Raw genomic sequence first — 15263 nt, forward strand, 5'->3', positions numbered from 1 at the left:
GGCCGCGCAGCCGGCGGGCGGCGCGCAGCCGCCCCGCGTCCGCGATCAGGTGCGGCGCGAAGGTCAGCGCGACGACGACGGCGACGCCCGCCTCGTACAGCGCCCCGGGCAGGGACTTCAGGAGCCGTGCCGGGTTCGCGAGGGCGTTCGCCGCGCCGACGCAGATGAGGAGCGTGGCCAGTTTCAGACCGTCGTAGAGCGCGAAGACCAGGCCCTCGGCGGTGACCCGGCCACCGATACGGATGCCCTGCGCCCAGTGCGGGAGGGGGACCTCGGGAAGCGTCACGAGGACGTGGGAGCCGGGGACGGGGGAGCCGAGGAGGACCGCGAAGGCGAGTCGGATGCCGAGCACGGTCATACCGAGCCTGACGAACGCGCCGTACGAGCGGGACCAGGGCGCCGAGGTGCGGCGGGCCGCCACCACGTATCCGGCCGTGCCGATGAGGAGGGCGAGCAGCAGCGGGTTGGTGGTGCGGGAGGCGGCGGTGCCCAGGCCCAGGGCCCAGATCCACCAGGCCCCGGGATGCAGGGCGTTGCCACGGTGCGCCTGCGGCGCGCGGGTACGCCGTGGCCGCCGACGCCCACGGCGGCCGGCAGCGGGCATGCCCGGCGTGGCGTGGGCGCGGGAGTCCGACTCCGTCCGGGGGAGGCGGGCCGGCCGGGCGGGGCGCCCGAGGGCGGCGAGGGAAGTGCCGGGTTCGCCGGCCCCGGCGGCTCCCCGTTCCTCGTTGCCAGTCGTCACCCGCGTCACCCTCGTCACCCTTGTGGTCCTCGTCACCCCGGCTCAGCTCCGGCGGCGGCGGGCCTGCCAGATCGCGGCCGCGCCCAGGAGGGCCACCGCGGCGACGCCCGCGAGCAGGCCCGCCGACGGGCCGTGGTGGGGCGCCCCGGACCGAGGCCGGGCGGACGCCGTCGGCTCGTGCGGGGCCGAGACCTGCTCGCCGCAGCCGGTCCGCGGATAGCCCGCGATGGCGCACAGCAGGGCGTTGGTGTCGTAGCGGAGGGGCTTGGCCACCGAGGCCAGGGCGTCCGCCGCCGTCGCGTCGGAGGGGACCCGCGCACAGGCCGTACGCGGCGCCGGCGGCGTCTCCGCGGAGGGAGCGTCGGCCGCCGTGCCGAAGTCGAGGACGAGGGCCACCCGTTTGGTGCCCGCCCGTGCCTCGGTCCTGGCGCAGACGGACGCGAAGTCCGCGTTCCCGCGCGGCTTCGAGGCGTCCTGCGAGTCCTCGCTCACCGCGAAGCGGAAACCCTCGACGTCCCCGTCGGACGGCCGCGCGGTCGACGGGCCCTGGGTCGCGTACGTCCAGGAGTGGCCGGTCCGGTCCCAGAAGGACCAGTAGCGGTAGCCGACCGCCTGCGCCTGCCCGGCCGCGGTGAGCACGAGCAGCAGCGGGGCGAGCAGCAGGAGGACGAGGAACAGGGGGACGGGGAACAGCGCCGGGGCCGTCGTGCGGCGCCGGCTCACAGCTGCTGCTGCTTCTTCGAGCGTCCGCTGATCAGGAAGCCGATGCCGATGCCGCCGACGAGACCGACACCGATGATCCACCAGACGTTGACGCTCTTCGCGTCGTCCTTCCGGTCCTTCTTCTCCGCGTCGGTGGAGGCCGCCGCCGAGCCGGACGCCTGGGCGGCCGGGCCCGTCGCGCCGAGCTTCTGGACGAGGTCGGTGCCGCCGAACGCGCGCGGGTCGGTGCCGGTCGCGTGCGCGGCGAGGATCAGCTGCGCGTACGCGGCCGGGCCGGACGTCGCCGCCCAGGGACCGGAGTTCTTCTCCAGCCAGGCGAGTGGCTTCTTCGTCTCCGCGATCCAGCCCCGCGCGGCAAGCGCGACGACCGCGTCCGCCGTGTTGCCGTAGTCGGGCCGGTCCTTGGCGCCGGGCATCGCCGACTTCAGGTACGGGGTGTCGCGCAGCAGGCGGGCGAGGTAGGAGGCGCCGTTGTCCGCGGCCTGCGCGGGGGTCGGGGTGTCCGCCTTCTCGCAGGTGTAGCCGTGCGGGAGAGCCGTTCCGGCCGTCGTCACGAGCCCCTTGCCGAGGGCTCCCAGCACCGCCGCGGCCGTGGCGTCCGCGTTGGCGGTCAGCGCGCCCCGCTTGTCCGGCTGGTAGGCGAAGGCGCCCGCGTCGGCGCCCTTGCCGTCGCACGGGACCGACAGCTCGACCAGCGCGTCGTACGGCGAGCTGCCGTCCTTGGACTTCGCGTCCCCGGGCTTCCCGCTGGCCGCGGCCAGCGCGCCGACCACCACGGAGGTGGAGTTCGCGTCGCTCGCCCCGCCCGCCGTGTAACCCCAGCCGCCGTCCTTGTTCTGTACGGACGCCAGCCAGTCGGTCGCCTTGCGCGTCGCGCCGTCGTGCCCGCCGAGCGCGGCGAGGGCCTGGACGGCCGAGGCGGTGCTGTTCGTGTCGACCATGGTCTTGGCGTCGCACGGGGCCGCGGCGTCGGCGCGGTACGCGGCGAACGCGCCGTTCGCGCACTGCTGTCCGGCCAGCCAGTCGACGGCCTTGGCCGCGGGCCGCTCGCCCACCGTGTGCTGGGCGAGCAGGGCGAGGGACTGCCGCCACACACCGTCGTAGGTGGGGTCGGTGCTGCCGAAGAGCCCGGAGGGTATCGCCCGGGTCGGGGTGGGGGACGGGGAGGAGCCGTCGGCCACGGCGGCCGGGACAAGGACCGTACCGATCACGACGGTGGCTGCCAGTACCGCGGCGGTGCGGCGAACGATCATGACTCTCCCTGCGGGGGCCGGGCAGCACCGGGCGCAGGCTTGGCCCCGAGCGGCTCCGGCTCCGTATGCCTTGACGGTGCCGGCCACCGGCGGGCTGCCGATGGCACGAGTCGTCCACGTCCCGGGCGCGATGATCCGGCTCACCGCCGGCCGGGCGGTTCACGGATCGGGGTCTCCCCGCTCGGACGGAGCCGAGAGCTCGGGGACAGGGCCGGCGCCGGATTCGAACCGGCTTCCTCCCGTACGGGCGTGATGACGACGCGTTCACTCTACCGGCCCGTAGGAATCGCCCCGGCGCCGCCTGTGGGGCGGGGCTCACGACCGGCTAGGTTCGCCTCATGCGGACGGGGAGACTGCTCGGCTCGGGGCGTTCGGCGGATGTCTACGAGATCGACGAGACGTGGGTGCTGCGGCGCGACCGGGAGGGCTGGGGTGACGCGACGGCCGAGGCCACGGTGATGGAACACGTACGACGGCACGGCTATCCGGTGCCGGGGGTACGGGCGGCGACCCGCGGCGACCTGGTGATGGAACGGCTGACGGGGCCGACCATGCTGGAGGCGTTCGGCGCGGGGCTCTTCTCCGCCGAGGAGGCCGGGCTCACCCTCGCCCGGCTGCTGCGCAAGCTGCACGCCGTGCCAGCGCGGCTCTCCGCCGACCCCGCCGTCCGTGTGCTGCACCTGGACCTGCACCCCGACAACGTGATGCTGACGCCGGACGGTCCGAAGGTCATCGACTGGGCCAACGCCGAGGAGGGCCCGCCGGGCCTCGACTGGGGCATGTCCGCGGTGATCCTCGCGCAGGTCGCCGTCGGCGGCGAGGCACAGGCCGGGGTGGCCGGGGAGACGCTGGCCGCGATGCTCGACGCGAACACGGACTGTGTGACGGAGGACGGTCTCACGCGGGCCGTGCGGCGGCGGGCCGCCGATCCGGCCATGAGCGCACCAGAGGTCCAACTCCTCGGCGAGGCCGAGAGACTGGTCCGCACGCTGGCCTTCTAGTGCCTGCCGCGGCACTGGGTGGATCGCCCTGTGACGTCGTGTCGCGAAAGCCCCGCCCGCCGCGCGACGCCCGGCACGCCCTCTCGCCGCACGGGGCGGCTCACACCGCCACGTACATCACCGGACCCCTTCCCGCGACGGCCTCCGCGCGGCCGAGTTTCACCAGGCGGCGGACATGGGCCTCGGCCTCCGAGACGGCGATGTTCCGTGAGGTGAAGGGGATCTGTTCCCAGGGCCGGTTCCACTCCATGCGTTCGGCGAGCTGCCAGGCGGTGAGGGGGGTCGCGAGGAGGGCGAGCAGACCGGTGAGGCGCTCCTCGTGGTGCGTGAGCAACTCCCGCACCCGCGCGGGTGCGTCGGTGAAGGCGTACTGGTGGGCCGGCAGTACCTCGGCGGGTTCGAGGCGGCCGACCCGCTCCAGGGAGTCGAGGTAGTCCCCGAGCGGATCGGCGACCGTGGCGTCGTCCGGATCCTCGTACAGGCCGATGTGCGGGGTGATCCGCGGCAGCAGGTGGTCGCCGGAGAACAGGCGGCCGTGGCCCGGCAGTCCGGCGGGATGGGCCTCCTCCAGGTGGAGGCAGACGTGGCCGGGTGTGTGGCCCGGGGTCCAGATCGCGCGCAGCCGGCGGCCGGCCAGGTCGAGCAGTTCGCCGGGGACGATCTCGCGGTCGGGGAGCGCGGGGGTGAACTGGGGCAGGCCGTCCGCGCGCCGGGCCGTGCCCGCCGCGCGCAGCAGTGCCACGTGCTCCTCGGGTGCGCCGCAGGACTCCATTTTGTCCGCCATGTAGGCGAACCAGCGCTCGGCCTTGTGCTCCCGGGTCCGCCGGACGATCTCGGTGTCCAGCGCGTGCATCGCGATCCACGCCCCGGACGCGTCCCGTACCTTGCCGGACAGGCCGTGGTGGTCGGGGTGGTGGTGGGTGATGACCACGCCGTGCACCTCGGTGACCGGGATGCCGCAGGCGGCGAGCCCGGCGGTGAGGACGTCCCAGGAGGCCGGGTCGTCCCAGCCGGTGTCGATCAGTACGGGGCCCCGGTCGGTGTCGACGACGTGGACCAGCGTGGTGCCGAGGGGGTTGTCGGGGATGGGGACCCTGAGCGACCGTACGCCCCCGCCGTGATCGGTCACCTGTGTCATGGGGCTCCCACCAATCGTCGTCCGGCCGTCAATATAACTAGAACGTATTCCAATGGGTGCCCGAACCAACCGTTGTGCCGTTGGCTCCGGCCCGTGGACTCCTCCGACCGGAGCTGGTATCAGTTCTCGTATCTGATGAAGTGTCAGAAGTCGGCAGTGTCGGAGAACGCCCCCCGGGGAGGCGGTCGGTCATGACCGAGCTCGTGGAACACGGACAGCTGTTCATAGGCGGGGAGTTGACGGACCCCCTGGGCACCGGCGTCATCGAGGTGATCTCGCCGCACACGGAAGAGGTCGTCGGACGCGTCCCGCACGCCTCGGCCGAGGACGTCGACCGGGCCGTCGCCGTCGCGCGGCGCGCCTTCGACGAGGGTCCCTGGCCCCGGATGAGCCCCGGCGAACGGATCGAGGTCGTCACCCGGATCAAGGACGCGATCGGCGCCCGTCACGAGGAGATCGCCCGCGTCATCTCCTCCGAGAACGGCTCCCCGTACTCCTGGAGCGTCCTCGCGCAGGCCCTCGGCGCGATGATGGTCTGGGACGCGGCGCTCACGGTGGCGCGCGGCTTCACGTACGAGGAGACGCGCGACGGAGTCCTCGGCAGAATTCTCGTCCGGCGCGAGCCGGTCGGGGTCGTCGCGGCCGTGGTGCCGTGGAACGTGCCGCAGTTCGTGGCCGCCGCCAAACTCGCGCCCGCGCTGCTGACCGGCTGCACGGTCGTACTGAAGCCGTCGCCCGAATCGCCGCTGGACGCCTACCTGCTGGGCGAGATCGCGCGGGAGGCCGGACTGCCCGAGGGTGTCCTGTCGATCCTCCCGGCAGACCGCGAGGTGAGCGAGTACCTGGTCGGGCACCCCGGTGTGGACAAGGTCTCCTTCACCGGATCGGTCGCGGCCGGCCGGCGCGTGATGGAGGTCGCCTCGCGCAACCTCACCCGGGTGACCCTCGAACTGGGCGGCAAGTCGGCGGCGGTCGTGCTGCCGGACGCGGACCTCGCCACGGCCGTCCCCGGGATCGTCCAGGCCGCCTGGATGAACAACGGGCAGGCCTGCGTCGCCCAGACCCGCATCCTTCTGCCGCGCTCGCGCTACGACGAGTTCGCGGACGCCTTCGCCGCGGCGGCGAGCGCCCTGGTGGTCGGCGACCCGCTGGACCCGGCGACGCAGGTGGGCCCGCTGGTCGCCGAGCGGCAGCGGCGGCGCAGCCTCGACTACATCCGCATCGGCCAGGAGGAGGGCGCCAAGATCCTCACCGGCGGCGGCCGTCCGCAGGGCCTCGACCGCGGCTGGTACGTCGAACCCACCCTCTTCGGCGACGTGGACAACTCCATGCGGATCGCCCGCGAGGAGATCTTCGGACCGGTGATCTGCCTGCTCCCCTACGGCGACGAGACCGAGGCCCTGAAGATCGCCAACGACTCCGACTACGGGCTGAGCGGCAGCGTCTGGACGGCGGACGTCGCCCACGGCGTCGACATCGCACGCCAGGTCCGTACCGGCACCTACTCCGTCAACACCTTCAGCCTCGACATGCTCGGCCCCTTCGGCGGCTACAAGAACTCCGGGCTCGGGCGGGAGTTCGGCCCCGAGGGCTACGGCGAGTTCCTGGAGCACAAGATGATCCACCTGCCCGCGGGCTGGGAGGCGTAAGGGATGGGCGACCGCTGGAACATCGAGGTCGACCGCTCCCTCTGCATCGGCTCCGCCCAGTGCGTCCACCTCGTCCCGGGCGCCTTCCGCCTCGACTCCGCCATGCAGTCCCACCCCGCCGAACCGGAGACCGACGCCAACGAGAGGCTCCTCGCGGCGGCGGAGGGCTGTCCGGTGGAGGCCATCATGATCACGCTGCTGGGCAGCGGGGAACCGGTGTTCCCGCCCGAGGAGTGAACGAGGGGCGAGGAGGAGGCGAAGCGGGGCGCGGGAGGGGCGAACCCCGGCGCCCCGCGCCGTCACGCCTGCTTGGCCGGGCCCGTCGCGCCCGGGTCCGTCAGGTCGATGAGACGGCACACCGTCTCGATGTCGATCTTGACCTGGGCGATGGAGGCGCGCCCGGAGAGCCAGGTGATCAGGGCCGAGTGCCAGGTGTGCTCGATGACGCGGACCGCGGAGAGCTGGGCGGGACTCGGGTCGTCCAGGCCCATGGCGTCGAGGATGATCGCGGTGGTCTGCCGGGACACCTGGTCGACCTCGGGGCTGACGCTGCGGTCCGCGAAGGTCAGCGCGCGGACCATGGCGTCGGCGAGGTGCGGCTCGCGCTGCAGGGCGCGGAAGGCCCGCATCAGCGTCTCGGCGACCCGCTCCGCCGCCGAGTCGCCGGCCGGCGGCTTCTTGCGCAGCGTGCCGTGCATATGGTCCAACTGGTCCTGCATCGTGGCCACCAGCAGATGGACCTTCGAGGGGAAGTAGCGGTAGAGCGTGCCCAGGGCGACCTGCGACGACTCCGCGACCTCGCGCATCTGCACCGCGTCGAAGCCGCCCCGGCCGGCCAGCTGCGCGCTCGCGTGCAGGATCCGCCGACGGCGTGCTTCCTGCCGCTCGGTGAGCGGGGGAGAGGCGAACTGCGCGGACTTGGCTTCCACCTTGACTTCCGCAGGCATGGGTCCCGTTCCGTGGGTTCAGCTGGAGGAGCGATCAGACAGCATGGCAGAACACTTCCGCGGGCCGGAACGCCTCCGTCGTGGCGCGGATCACCTGATCCACTTCTCCCGGAGGCCCTACCTGCCGGTAGATTCAGTGCTCCTCGAACGATCAAGTCTGAAACTTGTTCTAGATTAGCGTCCCGGCGTAATCTCGCGGGAATGTGCAGGGAGAAGGGGGCCGTAAGTGACCGCTGAGGCCATGGAGGCGGGCCCCGGAGCGGGCGCGGCCATCGACGGCGGCGGACCGTTGCGCATCGCGCTCCTGACGTACAAGGGAAACCCGTTCTGCGGCGGTCAGGGCGTGTACGTACGGCACCTCTCGCGCGAACTCGCCCGCCTCGGCCACCGGGTCGAGGTCGTGGGCTCCCAGCCCTACCCCGTCCTGGACGAGGGCCTCCCCGGCCTGACCCTCACCGAGCTGCCGAGCCTCGACCTCTACCGGCAGCCGGACCCGTTCCGCACGCCCGCGCGCGAGGAGTTCCGCGACTGGATCGACGCCGTCGAGGTCGGGACCATGTGGACCGGGGGCTTCCCCGAGCCGCTGACCTTCTCGCTGCGCGCCCGCCGTCATCTGCGGGACCGGCGGGGCGCGTTCGACGTCGTGCACGACAACCAGACCCTGGGCTACGGGCTGCTGGGAGACGTGGGCGCGCCGCTGGTCACCACGATCCACCACCCCATCACCGTCGACCGCCGGCTGGAGCTGGAGGCCGCCGAGGGGCGCCGCCGCCGCGCGTCGGTGCGCCGCTGGTACGCCTTCACGCGGATGCAGAAGCGTGTCGCGCGCCGGCTGCCGTCCGTGCTCACCGTCTCCGGCACCTCGCGCCAGGAGATCGTCGACCACCTGGGCGTCACCCGGGACCGCATCCACGTCGTGCACATCGGCGCCGACACCGACCTCTTCTCGCCCGACCCCGCCGTGCCGCAGGTGCCGGGCCGGATCGTCACCACCTCCAGCGCGGACGTGCCGCTCAAGGGACTCGTCCACCTCGTCGAGGCGCTCGCCAAGGTGCGCACCGAGCACCCCGGCGCCCACCTCGTCGTGGTCGGCAGGCGCGCCGAGGACGGGCCCGTCGCCCAGGCCATCGAGCGGTACGGCCTGGAGCGCGCCGTCGAGTTCGTCAAGGGCATCTCGGACGCGGAACTCGTCGATCTCGTACGGTCCGCCGAAGTCGCCTGTGTGCCCTCCCTGTACGAGGGGTTCTCGCTGCCCGCCGCCGAGGCCATGGCCACGGGTACGCCACTGGTGGCCACCACCGGCGGAGCGATCCCGGAGGTCGCGGGCCCCGACGGCGAGACCTGCCTGGCGGTGCCGCCCGGCGACGCCGGCGCGCTGGCCGCGGGCCTGAGCCGGCTCCTGGGCGACCCGGAACTGCGCGCGAGGCTCGGCTCCGCCGGGCGTGCGCGGGTCCTGGAGCGCTTCACCTGGGCCCGCGCCGCCCAGGGCACGGTCGCCCACTACCGCGAGGCCATCGCCCGCGCCGAGACCCCCGCCCCCCGCCGCTCCGTGCCGGGCCCCGACTCCTCCGCGTCCGCGGTTCCCGGCCTCGCCGCGTCCTCGGCGCCCGGCCTCGCCGCGTCCGCGGTCTCCGGCCGCTCCGTGACTCCCGGTTCCGCCCCCGCAGGCGTCGCCGAAGAAGCAGTTGAAGTTGTCGTATCCAATCGCGAAAGCAGGGCCACGTGCTGACCGTCGACTTCTCCCGGTTCCCGCTCGCGCCGGGCGACCGCGTACTGGACCTCGGCTGCGGTGCCGGCCGGCACGCGTTCGAGTGCTACCGGCGCGGCGCCCGGGTCGTCGCGCTGGACCAGAACGGCGAGGAGATCCGCGAGGTCGCCAAGTGGTTCGCGGCGATGAAGGAGGCGGGTGAGGCGCCCGAGGGGGCGACCGCCACCGCCATGGAGGGCGACGCACTCCAACTCCCCTTCCCCGACGAGTCGTTCGACGTCGTGATCATCTCCGAGGTGATGGAGCACATCCCCGACGACAAGGGCGTCCTCGCCGAGATGGTCCGGGTGCTCAAGCCCGGCGGCCGGATCGCGATCACCGTCCCGCGCTACGGGCCCGAGAAGGTCTGCTGGGCGCTGTCCGACGCCTACCACGAGGTCGAGGGCGGCCACATCCGCATCTACAAGGCGGACGAACTGCTGGGCAGGATGAAGGAGGCCGGGCTCAAGCCCTACGGCACCCACCACGCCCACGCCCTGCACAGCCCCTACTGGTGGCTGAAGTGCGCGTTCGGTGTCGACAACGACAAGGTGCTGCCCGTGCGGGCCTACCACAAGCTGCTGGTCTGGGACATCATGAAGAAACCCCTGGTCACCCGGGTCGCGGAGAACGCGCTGAACCCGCTGATCGGCAAGAGCTTCGTGGCGTACGCGACCAAGCCGCACCTGCCCGTCGCCGCCGCCGCGGTGGACGCTTCGTGACCACACCCCGTACGGAGCACCTCGTCCTGCCCGGGGTGCTCACCGCCGAGGAGGCCGCCGTCACGGTGCGCGCGATCCTCGGGGCGCAGCGTCCGGACGGCGCCATACCGTGGTTCCGCGGTCACCACCTCGATCCGTGGGACCACACCGAGACGGCCATGGCGCTGGACGCCGCGGGCGAGCACGAGGCGGCGGAGCGGGCCTACGAGTGGCTGGCCCGGCACCAGAACCCGGACGGATCCTGGTACGCGGCCTACGCCGACGGGAACTTCGAGGACGTCACCGACCGCGGCCGGGAGACCAACTTCTGCGCGTACATCGCGGTGGGCGTCTGGCACCACTACCTGGCCACCGGCGACGACACCTTCCTGGACCGGATGTGGCCGTCGGTCTACGCGGCCGTGGAGTTCGTACTGGGGCTCCAGCAGCCCGGCGGACAGATCGGGTGGAAGCGCGAGGACGACGGGACGGCGACGAACGAGGCGCTGCTGACCGGGAGTTCGTCGATCCACCACGCGCTGCGCTGCGCGCTCGCCATCGCCGACCAGCGTGAGGAGCCGCAGCCCGACTGGGAGTTGGCGCTCGGTCTGCTGCGGCACGCGATCCGCAGGCACCCGGAGCGGTTCCTCGACAAGGGCCGTTACTCGATGGACTGGTACTACCCGGTGCTCGGCGGCGCGTTGACGGGCGTCGAGGCCGAGTCCCGGATAGCGGAGGGCTGGGAGCGTTTCGTCGTGCCCGGACTCGGTGTGCGCTGTGTCGTGCCCAACCCGTGGGTGACCGGCGGTGAGTCGGCCGAACTCGCCCTGGCGCTGTGGGCCGTGGGCGAGTCCGACCGTGCTCTGGAGATTCTCCAGTCCATCCAGCACCTGCGCGATCCGAAGACCGGCCTGTACTGGACGGGCTACGTCTTCGACGCCCGAGCGGTGTGGCCCGAGGAGCTGACCACCTGGACGGCGGGTTCCCTCCTCCTCGCCGTCGCCGCGCTGGGCGGCGACGAGCCGACCTGCGCGGTCTTCGGCGGCGAGCGCCTGCCGCGGGGACTCGACGCGGAGTGCTGTTAGGCCGTGTCCGCCCCGGCGGACCGTGGTGCCGTACGGGCTCAGTGGCGGTGCATGCGGTTGGCGATGGCGTGGCCGATGAAGAGGTAGACGACGGCGGCGAGACCGTAGCCCGCGACGACGCGCGCCCACGCGTCGTCGAAGGTGAACAGGTCACGGGACCAGCCCGCGAGCCAGCTCGCCAGATTGTGGACGAACTGAACCAGGTCGTTGGCCCGGTTCGCGTCCAGCAGGTACATGAGGATCCACAGGCCCAGGATGAGGGCCATCACGTCGGCGACGATCGCGATGACCGTGCCCGCCTGGTTGGAGCCGTTGCGATATCGAGGGGACATGCCGTCCGGGTTGCCGCGTATTCAGGGTTGAAACCCGTACGGGTCTCGCCCAAGTGGCGTAACGCGTCGTGACGGGTGACGCTGCTGTAAGAGACGTGTTCTCCCGCATCCGAGGAGAACCGTGCCCCCACCCCGGAGGACCCCGTGCCTGTATCGATACGGCGCCTCATCGTGGCGCTCACTCTTTCCTGTGCTCTGGTCGCCGGTGCCACCGCCTGCTCCAGCAGCGGCAGCAGTGCCACCAAGGACACCGCGGCCGTTGCGGCGGCGGTGGCCGCGCCCCCGTCCCCGAGCACCACCGCCGAGAAGCAGAAGCTCTCGAAGACCCGCTTCGTGGCCAACGCGAGCCTCGCGGCCGGAGCCACCTACCAGTGGATCGTGAAGCCCTGGAAGGCCGGAAAGTTCAAGAAGGGCGCGAAGGGACGCAAGTTCGCCCTCATCAAGGCGGGCGTCGCCGGCGCGTTCGCGTACAACAGGCTCAAGGCGGCGAGCAGGAACGCCAAGGGCGACCCGACCCTGTCCAAGGCGATCGGCCCGCTGACCGCGGGTATCGACGCCCTCAAGAACCTGCCCGCCAAGCTCCGCAAGGGCAAGTCGACCGACGACACGGTGGGTTCCTTCGACGACATCATCAACCAGGTGAAGGACGCCGGTAAGAGCGCGGGCGCCAAGGTCACCGACAAGGTGCCGTCGACCTCCCAACTGTCCGGCGGGTGAGTCCCCTTCCGTCCTGACGGACTAGTGGTTGAGGTCCGCCAGCACGCGGAGCGAGTGAGGGTCCGGTGACAGCGCCAGCAGGTCTGTCACCGGACCCTTGCGCCACAGTTCGAGCCGTTCGGCGATGCGCTCCCGCGGCCCGACCAGTGAGATCTCGTCGGCGAAGGCGTCCGGCACGGCGAGCACCGCCTCCTGGCGGCGGCCGGCGAGGAACAGCTCCTGGATGAGCCGCGCCTCCTCCTCGTAGCCCATGCGGGCCATCAGATCGGCGTGGAAGTTGCGCGCCGAGTGCCCCATGCCGCCGATGTAGAAGCCGAGCATCGCCTTGACGGGCAGCAGCCCCTCGGCGACGTCGTCGCAGACGCGGACGTGGGCCATGGGCGCGACGAGGAACGGGGCCGCACCCGTTCCCGCGCGGGCGTCACCCAGCTCCGCCAGCGCGGCCTCGTAGGCCTGCGGGCGGGTGGGCGACCAGTACAGCGGCAGCCATCCGTCCGCGATCCGGGTCGTCTGCGCGATGTTCTTCGGCCCCTCGGCGCCGAGCAGGACGGGCAGGTCGGCACGGAGGGGGTGCGTGATCGGCCGCAGTGCCTTGCCGAGCCCCGTGCCGTCGGCACCGCTGTAGGGGAGGGAGTGGAAACGCCCGTCGAGCCGCACGGGCCCCTCGCGTCTGAGGACCTGGCGTACGACGTCCACGTACTCCCGGGTCGCGGTCAGCGGAGACTTCGGGAAGGGGCGCCCGTACCAGCCCTCCACCACCTGCGGCCCCGAGAGGCCGAGGCCGAGCATCATCCGGCCGCCGGAGAGGTGGTCGAGCGTGAGCGCGTGCATCGCGGTCGTGGTAGGGGAGCGCGCGGCCATCTGCGCGACCGCCGTGCCGAGGCGGATACGGCTGGTCCGCGCGGCGATCCAGGTCAGCGGGGTGAAGGCGTCCGAACCCCAGGACTCGGCCGTCCACACGGAGTGATAGCCGAGCCGCTCCGCCTCCAGCACCAGTGGCAGGTGGTCCGCGGAGGGGCCGCGCCCCCAGTAACCGAGTGCGAGGCCGAGCCGCATGTCCCCTCCAGGCGCCATGTTCTGACGCATCGTCAGCTCTGTGCAACCGTCAGGCGACTGTACGGCAACGGCCCCCCGCCCGAAAGGGCGAGGGGCCGCGGCGAAGCGGGTGCGCGTCAGCCGCGCTGGATGCCCGAGGCGTCCTGCAGCACCCCGCGGCGGCCGTCCTGCGTCTGCGCCACCAGGTGCTGGCCACGCTGCTCCACGGCCAGGTACCAGGTGCCCGGCGCGAGTTCGGCGATCGGCGCCGGCGAGCCGTCCTCCGGGAACAGCGGACGCGGCACCGGCACGGCGAACCAGAACGGCGAGAACTCCCCGGCGGGCAGCTGCGTCTGCGGGGTCGGCGCCTGCTGCGGCTGGCTGGGCTGCGCACCGCCGAACGACTGCCCCTGCTGCGGCTGACCGCCGTAGGGCTGCCCCGGCTGCTGGGCGCCCGGGTACCCGTAACCACCCTGCGGCTGGCCGCCGTAGGGCTGGGGCGTGACGGGCTTCGGGGCGGGCACGAGGCCGACCTGGAGCGCGGGGACGAGGGGGGTGGCGATCGCGGCGGCCGCCATGACGAGCGTCGCGATGAGGGAGAGGATGAGGCCGGCGCCGGGGCTCACGCTGCCGCTCCCGGCACCCGCCGGGTCGAGGGTGTTCCCCAGTGCGCTCCAGGCGGCGAAGACGGTGAGGGCGACACCGAACGGGCCGAGGTCGAGACCGGCGACCTTCGGCACCTGCGGCAGGGCGCGGGAGGCGACCACCAGCCCGGCTCCGAGGATGCCGGCCAGGACCACGCTGAACACGAAGGGGCCGCTCGACCAGATGCCGGGGCTGTCGCCGCCGATCTTCTGCCCGTTGAAGGTGACCGGTGCGATCGGAAAGAGGGTGAGGAACGACGCGATGAACAGCAGTACCGCTGCTCCGATCACCACGCCGTCGCCTCGAGTGAGGGAGCGGATATTCACTTCAGGTCCTTCGTCAGTCGTCTCGTCGTCAGTGGAGGCGTCGCTGACACCATGTCGCCGTAAGGCCCCGGTGTGAAGCGCGGGAGCGGCCCCACATCGTAAAGGCGACACTATCGCCCGTGCGATCGAGGTGTCCGGAGGGTGTGACCCCGTTGGTCACTACCCGCGCAGGAAGCTCACGATTCCCTCGGAGATTCCACGCGCCGCCTTCTCGCGCCACGCGCCGCTGGTCAGCAACGCCGCGTCCTTGCTATCGCGCATGTTGCCGCACTCGATGAACACCTTGGGAACCGTTGACAGATTGAGACCGCCGAGATCGCTGCGGACGTCCAGTCCGGTACCGCCGCCGATGTAGTTGGAGGGCGCGCTTCCGGTGGCGTGGACGAAGTTGCCCGCGATGCGCTCCCCCAGATCGCGCGACGGGGCGACGATGGGGCGGGTGTCGGCGTCGCCCGAGTGGACGGACGCGGGGAGGATGACGTGGAAACCGCGGTTGCCCGCCGCGGAGCCGTCCGCGTGGATGGAGACGACCGCGTCGGCGTGCGCGTCATTGCCGATCCGGGCCCGCTCGTCGACGCACGGACCCCAGGAACGGTCGCCGTCCTGGGTGAACTTCACCGTGGCGCCCTCCTGTTGGAGAAGCGCGCGCAGCCTGCGGGCGACGTCGAGAGTGAACCGGGCTTCGGCGTAACCGGCGTTGGTCGACGTGCCGGTGGTGTCGCACTCCTTGGAGTTCGTGCCGATATCCACCTTGCGGTTGATCTCCGCCGTGTGCTCGAAGTTGCCCGGGTTGTGTCCCGGGTCGACGACCACGACCTTCCCCTTGAGCGGGCCGGAGGCGGCGGGGCCGCCCGCGGTGGAGGGACCGGAACGGGTGGAGGCCCCCGAGGGGGACGGGCTCCGTCGCCGCTCCCCGCCCGTCCCGGACGCCGACGGTGTCCGGGACGCGGCGGCCCCGGAGGACGGGGACGTGGGCGAGGCGGACGAGGACGAGGCGGCCCCGGCGGGACCGCCCGGGTCATCCACCGCCTGCCACACCAGCCATCCCACCAGTGCGCCCGTCACCAGCGCGGCGAGCGTCACGGTCATCGGCCCGCGCCGGGGACGGCGCGGCTGGGGAGGATCGAAGTCAGGGCCTACGTACGACACGTCTGCCACCCTAGCGGGCGTCCATGGTGTCCACGGGGTCCACACGAACGAAGGCAGGGGCCCGGAATCTAGC

At 72.4% G+C, this 15263-nt stretch carries 15 protein-coding genes, 1 tRNA gene and 1 pseudogene; 7 read left to right on the top strand and 10 right to left on the bottom strand.

All coding sequences use genetic code 11. From position 1 onward, the window contains the following. From ABZV34_RS16465 to ABZV34_RS16480, 4 genes and pseudogenes are all read right to left on the bottom strand, one after another. Positions 1-604: pseudogene (locus ABZV34_RS16465) on the bottom strand (energy-coupling factor transporter transmembrane protein EcfT); the annotation flags it as partial. Between the two features lie 180 nt (positions 605-784). After that, positions 785-1465, bottom strand: a complete 681-nt coding sequence (locus ABZV34_RS16470) for an SCO2322 family protein (protein ID WP_356276167.1) — start codon at positions 1463-1465, stop codon at positions 785-787. Continuing rightward, positions 1462-2718, bottom strand: coding sequence for a prenyltransferase/squalene oxidase repeat-containing protein (locus ABZV34_RS16475; RefSeq protein WP_356276170.1), 1257 nt, complete (start codon positions 2716-2718; stop codon positions 1462-1464). Before ABZV34_RS16475 ends, ABZV34_RS16470 begins: the two co-directional genes overlap by 4 nt. A gap of 207 nt (positions 2719-2925) precedes the next feature. Continuing rightward, a tRNA-OTHER gene (locus ABZV34_RS16480) sits at positions 2926-2997 on the bottom strand. Positions 2998-3056: 59 nt separating this feature from the next. On the opposite strand from ABZV34_RS16480, the gene ABZV34_RS16485 reads away from it, so the two are divergent. Then, complete coding sequence (locus ABZV34_RS16485; protein WP_356276173.1) at positions 3057-3719, top strand: phosphotransferase; 663 nt, start codon at positions 3057-3059, stop codon at positions 3717-3719. Positions 3720-3819: 100 nt separating this feature from the next. Here ABZV34_RS16485 and ABZV34_RS16490 read toward each other — a convergent pair whose 3' ends face one another. Continuing rightward, positions 3820-4857: an MBL fold metallo-hydrolase gene (locus ABZV34_RS16490; protein ID WP_356276176.1), complete on the bottom strand. Its 1038-nt coding sequence runs from the start codon at positions 4855-4857 to the stop codon at positions 3820-3822. Between the two features lie 191 nt (positions 4858-5048). Here ABZV34_RS16490 and ABZV34_RS16495 point away from each other — a divergent pair, with 191 nt between their 5' ends. Together ABZV34_RS16495 and ABZV34_RS16500 are read left to right on the top strand one after the other, a co-directional pair. Then, positions 5049-6506: an aldehyde dehydrogenase gene (locus ABZV34_RS16495; RefSeq protein WP_356276179.1), complete on the top strand. Its 1458-nt coding sequence runs from the start codon at positions 5049-5051 to the stop codon at positions 6504-6506. A 3-nt stretch (positions 6507-6509) separates the two neighbouring features. Then, positions 6510-6743, top strand: coding sequence for a ferredoxin (locus ABZV34_RS16500; protein WP_356276182.1), 234 nt, complete (start codon positions 6510-6512; stop codon positions 6741-6743). A gap of 62 nt (positions 6744-6805) precedes the next feature. Here the strand turns inward: ABZV34_RS16500 and ABZV34_RS16505 are convergent, their stop codons facing one another. Continuing rightward, a complete protein-coding gene (locus ABZV34_RS16505) occupies positions 6806-7453 on the bottom strand; it encodes a TetR family transcriptional regulator (RefSeq protein ID WP_356276185.1) in 648 nt (215 codons plus the stop codon). Between the two features lie 226 nt (positions 7454-7679). On the opposite strand from ABZV34_RS16505, the gene ABZV34_RS16510 reads away from it, so the two are divergent. Genes ABZV34_RS16510 through ABZV34_RS16520 form a run of 3 tightly spaced genes read left to right on the top strand, consistent with a single transcriptional unit; the run spans position 7680 to position 10986 of the window. After that, positions 7680-9182, top strand: coding sequence for a glycosyltransferase family 4 protein (locus tag ABZV34_RS16510; RefSeq protein WP_356276188.1), 1503 nt, complete (start codon positions 7680-7682; stop codon positions 9180-9182). Then, a complete protein-coding gene (locus ABZV34_RS16515; protein WP_356276191.1) occupies positions 9176-9922 on the top strand; it encodes a class I SAM-dependent methyltransferase in 747 nt (248 codons plus the stop codon). Before ABZV34_RS16510 ends, ABZV34_RS16515 begins: the two co-directional genes overlap by 7 nt. After that, positions 9919-10986, top strand: coding sequence for a prenyltransferase/squalene oxidase repeat-containing protein (locus ABZV34_RS16520; RefSeq protein WP_356276194.1), 1068 nt, complete (start codon positions 9919-9921; stop codon positions 10984-10986). The genes ABZV34_RS16515 and ABZV34_RS16520 overlap by 4 nt, the downstream gene beginning before the upstream one ends. A gap of 38 nt (positions 10987-11024) precedes the next feature. Here the strand turns inward: ABZV34_RS16520 and ABZV34_RS16525 are convergent, their stop codons facing one another. Further along, complete coding sequence (locus tag ABZV34_RS16525) at positions 11025-11318, bottom strand: hypothetical protein (RefSeq protein WP_168527884.1); 294 nt, start codon at positions 11316-11318, stop codon at positions 11025-11027. 144 nt (positions 11319-11462) lie between these two features. Here ABZV34_RS16525 and ABZV34_RS16530 point away from each other — a divergent pair, with 144 nt between their 5' ends. Then, positions 11463-12035: a hypothetical protein gene (locus ABZV34_RS16530; protein WP_356276197.1), complete on the top strand. Its 573-nt coding sequence runs from the start codon at positions 11463-11465 to the stop codon at positions 12033-12035. Positions 12036-12056: 21 nt separating this feature from the next. On the opposite strand, the gene ABZV34_RS16535 is transcribed toward ABZV34_RS16530, so the two are convergent. From ABZV34_RS16535 to ABZV34_RS16545, 3 genes are all read right to left on the bottom strand, one after another. Beyond that, positions 12057-13091 (bottom strand): LLM class F420-dependent oxidoreductase, encoded by a 1035-nt coding sequence (locus tag ABZV34_RS16535; protein WP_356276591.1) that lies wholly within the window; start codon positions 13089-13091, stop codon positions 12057-12059. A 116-nt stretch (positions 13092-13207) separates the two neighbouring features. Continuing rightward, positions 13208-14041 (bottom strand): hypothetical protein, encoded by an 834-nt coding sequence (locus tag ABZV34_RS16540; protein ID WP_356276200.1) that lies wholly within the window; start codon positions 14039-14041, stop codon positions 13208-13210. Positions 14042-14200: 159 nt separating this feature from the next. Further along, on the bottom strand, positions 14201-15190 hold the full coding sequence (locus ABZV34_RS16545; RefSeq protein WP_356276203.1) for an N-acetylmuramoyl-L-alanine amidase: 990 nt from the start codon (positions 15188-15190) through the stop codon (positions 14201-14203). Between the last annotated feature and the right edge of the window lie 73 nt (positions 15191-15263).

It is taken from the genome of Streptomyces sp. NPDC005195 (assembly GCF_040608315.1).
GTDB lineage: Bacteria > Actinomycetota > Actinomycetes > Streptomycetales > Streptomycetaceae > Streptomyces > Streptomyces kaempferi.

What these genes read in the sequence shown, in the direction of transcription:
- ABZV34_RS16485 (WP_356276173.1), top strand. Translation starts at nt 3,057, where the DNA reads ATGCGGACGGGGAGACTGCTCGGCTCGGGGCGTTCGGCGGATGTCTAC.
- ABZV34_RS16535 (WP_356276591.1), bottom strand. Translation starts at nt 13,091, where the DNA reads ATGCGGCTCGGCCTCGCACTCGGTTACTGGGGGCGCGGCCCCTCCGCG.
- ABZV34_RS16525 (WP_168527884.1), bottom strand. Translation starts at nt 11,318, where the DNA reads ATGTCCCCTCGATATCGCAACGGCTCCAACCAGGCGGGCACGGTCATC.
- ABZV34_RS16475 (WP_356276170.1), bottom strand. Translation starts at nt 2,718, where the DNA reads ATGATCGTTCGCCGCACCGCCGCGGTACTGGCAGCCACCGTCGTGATC.
- ABZV34_RS16490 (WP_356276176.1), bottom strand. Translation starts at nt 4,857, where the DNA reads ATGACACAGGTGACCGATCACGGCGGGGGCGTACGGTCGCTCAGGGTC.
- ABZV34_RS16500 (WP_356276182.1), top strand. Translation starts at nt 6,510, where the DNA reads ATGGGCGACCGCTGGAACATCGAGGTCGACCGCTCCCTCTGCATCGGC.
- ABZV34_RS16495 (WP_356276179.1), top strand. Translation starts at nt 5,049, where the DNA reads ATGACCGAGCTCGTGGAACACGGACAGCTGTTCATAGGCGGGGAGTTG.
- ABZV34_RS16505 (WP_356276185.1), bottom strand. Translation starts at nt 7,453, where the DNA reads ATGCCTGCGGAAGTCAAGGTGGAAGCCAAGTCCGCGCAGTTCGCCTCT.